This is a genomic window from Tianweitania sp., assembly GCF_032053605.1.
Classification (GTDB): Bacteria; Pseudomonadota; Alphaproteobacteria; order Rhizobiales; family Rhizobiaceae; genus Tianweitania.
In genome coordinates, this window is record NZ_DAMBUH010000187.1 from 1 (window position 1) to 3,470 (window position 3,470).

The following is a 3,470-nucleotide window of genomic DNA, read 5'->3' on the forward strand; positions in this document are numbered from 1 at the left end:
CCCGCCGATGGCGAAAGTCAGCTGCCGCAAACCGCGATCGCGGTGATCGGCGATCAGTTGCGCGAAGGCCGGCGATGCGAGGTTCTTGCCGCGCTCGTCGAGCAGGATCAGCCCACCGGCGCCAAGAGCCGCGTCGAGCCGGGCCGCTTCCTCACGCATCCGCTCGGCCGCGGTGCCCAACCGGCTTTCCGCGCTCTCCGCTACTCCGGCAAATTCCAGACCGAGCGGCGGACCCGCTTTGGCGAAGCGGTCGAGGTAGCGATCGGCAAGCTCCCGCTCAGGCCCGGCCTTCATCCGGCCGACGGCATTGATGCCGATCCGCATTGAAACCTCAGAATGCCAGTGTCAGTGCTTGGTCCCGTCGTCGAGCTCAGGCGTCTGCCACATTTTTTCGAGGTTGTAGAACTCGCGCACCTCGGGCCGGAAGACGTGGATGATGATGTCACCCGTATCAATCAGCACCCAGTCGGCACTTGGGAGGCCCTCGACGCGCGCATTGTTCACGCCGCTGTCCTTCAGCGCTTTCATGACGTGTTCGGACACAGCCGCGACATGACGGTGCGACCGACCGCTCGCCACGACCATATGGTCGCCGAGGCTCGATTTCTTCCGGATGTCGATGGCCACGATGTTTTCCGCCTTGGAGTCGTCGAGACTGCCAAGGACGGTTTCAAGTTGGGAGGTCGCAGGCGCTTGGGCGCCGATTTCGACCGGCGAAAGCGGTGTTTCCGCCTCCTTCCGCAGTTCTGTTCTCAGTGTCTTCCCTTTCTAAGGAACAACGATGCGCCACCCTTGGCGCACCCTATAGATAGGCGCAGTTCGGTGACGGTTTCAATAACATTGGGTGCAGTGTATCAGGTCTTCGTGCCTTTGGCTTGTGCCCGCAGTGCTGTCGAGCTCAAGGTCGAGCGCGGACCATGCAGAAAGGTCCAAGCAGGCGCACGCCGACTGGCCAGCACTTCCGAATCCGTTTCGTCTTCACGGGCATAAGCAAATGTCTTGGCCATCACCGATGACAGGAACGACAAGGTCGCGCCCGGTCGGTCGATCACGGCGATCGGGAAAGTCATGGCAATCGCCCGCCAGCGTTCCCAGCGATGAAAGCTCGCCAGACTGTCGGCGCCCATGATCCAAACGAAATGCACGCCGGGATTGCGCGCCTTGACCAGCGCCAGCGTGTCGGCGGTGTAGCGCACATGCTCAGCCGCCTCGAACGCCGTCACCTTGATACGCGGATCTTCCGCCAGCTTTTCAGACAAGCGGATCCGCTCGGCCAAAGGCGCCAGTTCGCGCGTACTCTTTAGCGGATTGCCCGGCGTCACCATCCACCACAGCTGATCCAGCCGCAGCTTGCGCAATGCGATCTCGGCCACAAGCGCGTGCCCCGCATGCGGTGGATTGAACGACCCGCCAAACAGCCCGACCGCCATGCCCTTTTCGACATAGGGCATGTGCAGATACTGGTGCGGGACATCCGCAGGTCGACCCTGTTCAGGCACGAGCGGCTTCGCTGATCGAGACGGGAAATCCCTTGCGCAGCGAATTGCTGACCATGCAACTCGCTCTCGCCGCTTCGATCACGGCGCCCGCATCCGAACCGTCGATGAGCTTGCAATCGACCTGCATCGCGGCCGACTGTGCCAGCAACGGGTTGCCTTCCAGGGTGAGCGTCACGGTGACCGCCACTGGTCCGAGCTGCACGCCCATTTTTTCGGCCGTATATCGCAGATCGTTGCAAAAGCAGCCGCCGAGCGACAGCGCCAACATCTGCGCGCCATTGAAGCCCAGACCCATTCCGCCCGCCACGCCATCCGGGCGATCGACCACAAGCGTGTGGCCGCCGGCCCAGCCAAGTGCTGCTTGCGTACCTTCGATGTTGCGCAGTTCAACCGTGGCCGTTCGCGCCATTGATGAGGATGCTTCCATGCTCACGCCTCCTCCGCCAATCGTTTTATGGCCGAACCTGGCCGGAGCCATAAACGCGGTAGTTGAACGAAGTCAGCTGCTCGACGCCCACCGGGCCCCGCGCGTGCATCTTGCCGGTGGCAATGCCGATCTCGCCGCCAAAGCCGAACTCGCCGCCATCGGCGAACTGGGTCGAGGCATTGTGTAAGAGGATGGCGGAGTCGATCTCGTTGAAGAAGCGAGCTACCACGGCCGCATCGTCTGCGATCACCGCTTCGGTGTGGTGCGAGGAATAGGCGTCGATATGCGTGATTGCACCGTCGATGCCCTCAACCAGCCGCACCGAAAGGATCGCGTCGAGATATTCGGTGCGCCAGTCCTCATCCGTCGCCGGCTTGGCTGCGGGAAAGCGCGTAACCACCTCGGCGTCGCCGCGGATTTCACAGCCGGCTGCCTGTAGCGCATTGAGCATCGGCAGGAGATGGGTGTCGACCGCCGCACGGTCCACCAGCAGCGTTTCGGCCGCGCCGCAGATGCCGGTGCGCCGCATCTTGGCGTTGACGATGAGGTTCACCGCCATGTCGGGATCGGCCGAGCGGTCGACATAGACATGGCACAGCCCTTCAAGGTGGGCGAAGACCGGCACGCGGGCATCGGCCTGCACGCGCGACACAAGGCTTTTGCCGCCGCGCGGCACGATCACGTCGATAGCGCCGTTGAGGCCGGCCAGCATCGCGCCGACGGCAGCACGATCGGTGGTTGGCACAAGCTGAATCGCATCGGCTGGCAGACCGGCTGATTCCAGCCCGCTTTGCAGGCAGGCATGAATCGCGGCGGACGTCCGAGCCGAATCTGACCCGCCGCGCAAGATGACGGCATTGCCGGCTTTCAAGCAAAGCGCGCCGGCATCGGCCGTCACATTCGGCCGGCTCTCATAGATCACGCCGATCACGCCCAAGGGGGTACGCACGCGCTCGATCTTCAAGCCGTTCGGCCGCTCCCACGCCGCCAACACCGAGCCGACAGGATCAGGCAGATCGGCAATCGCCTCGATGCCCGCTGCCATGGCTTCGATGCGTGCATCGTTGAGCTGGAGCCGGTCCATAAAGGAGGCCGACAAGCCCGCCGTATGACCATTGGCCAGATCGATCGCATTGGCGTTGAGGATCGCCGGCGCACCTGCCCGGATCCCGGCTGCCATGGCTCGCAACGATGCGGCCTTCGTTTCCGGTGCAGCCAGTGCCAGCGGCTTCGTTGCAGCGCGCGCCTTGCGGCCGATTTCCACCATCACGTCGGTGACGTCAGACTTCTCAAGCAGTTTCAGCATGGCTTGTTTCCTGAACGATGGCGTCGCTGCTTGGCGCCTGCCGCGTCATCACGAGGTCGTCGCGATGCACCATGGCCGAGCGCGCTTCATAGCCGAGCACCTGCGAGACCTCGGCACTCTTCAGGCCGGCAGTCTGCAAAGCGTCGCCGGAATCATAGGCCGCCAGTCCGCGCGCGATTTCCGCGCCATCCGGTCCCAGCACCGCAATCGTATCGCCGCGCTCGAACACGCCGCTGAC

The 3,470-nt window shown here is 63.5% G+C and carries 6 protein-coding genes; all 6 read right to left on the minus strand.

Annotated elements, in window-relative coordinates; all coding sequences use genetic code 11:
• On the minus strand, positions 1-324 hold a 324-nt coding region (locus RTX98_RS20475), incomplete at its 3' end, for a 23S rRNA (pseudouridine(1915)-N(3))-methyltransferase RlmH (RefSeq protein WP_312798728.1).
• Positions 325-345: 21 nt separating this feature from the next.
• Entirely contained in the window at positions 346-744 is a 399-nt protein-coding gene (gene rsfS / locus RTX98_RS20480) for a ribosome silencing factor (RefSeq protein WP_416223191.1), read from the minus strand.
• A 110-nt stretch (positions 745-854) separates the two neighbouring features.
• A complete protein-coding gene (locus tag RTX98_RS20485; RefSeq protein ID WP_312798734.1) occupies positions 855-1,451 on the minus strand; it encodes a nicotinate-nucleotide adenylyltransferase in 597 nt (198 codons plus the stop codon).
• 40 nt (positions 1,452-1,491) lie between these two features.
• Positions 1,492-1,926, minus strand: coding sequence for an OsmC family protein (locus RTX98_RS20490; protein WP_312798730.1), 435 nt, complete (start codon positions 1,924-1,926; stop codon positions 1,492-1,494).
• A 25-nt stretch (positions 1,927-1,951) separates the two neighbouring features.
• Entirely contained in the window at positions 1,952-3,232 is a 1,281-nt protein-coding gene (locus tag RTX98_RS20495; protein WP_312798731.1) for a glutamate-5-semialdehyde dehydrogenase, read from the minus strand.
• Positions 3,216-3,470, minus strand: a 255-nt coding sequence (locus RTX98_RS20500; protein WP_312798732.1) for a PUA domain-containing protein, incomplete at its 5' end; no start/stop codon positions are given. The genes RTX98_RS20495 and RTX98_RS20500, both read right to left, overlap by 17 nt.

What these genes read in the sequence shown, in the direction of transcription:
- RTX98_RS20485 (WP_312798734.1), bottom strand. Translation starts at nt 1,451, where the DNA reads ATGCCCTATGTCGAAAAGGGCATGGCGGTCGGGCTGTTTGGCGGGTCG.
- RTX98_RS20490 (WP_312798730.1), bottom strand. Translation starts at nt 1,926, where the DNA reads ATGGAAGCATCCTCATCAATGGCGCGAACGGCCACGGTTGAACTGCGC.
- RTX98_RS20495 (WP_312798731.1), bottom strand. Translation starts at nt 3,232, where the DNA reads ATGCTGAAACTGCTTGAGAAGTCTGACGTCACCGACGTGATGGTGGAA.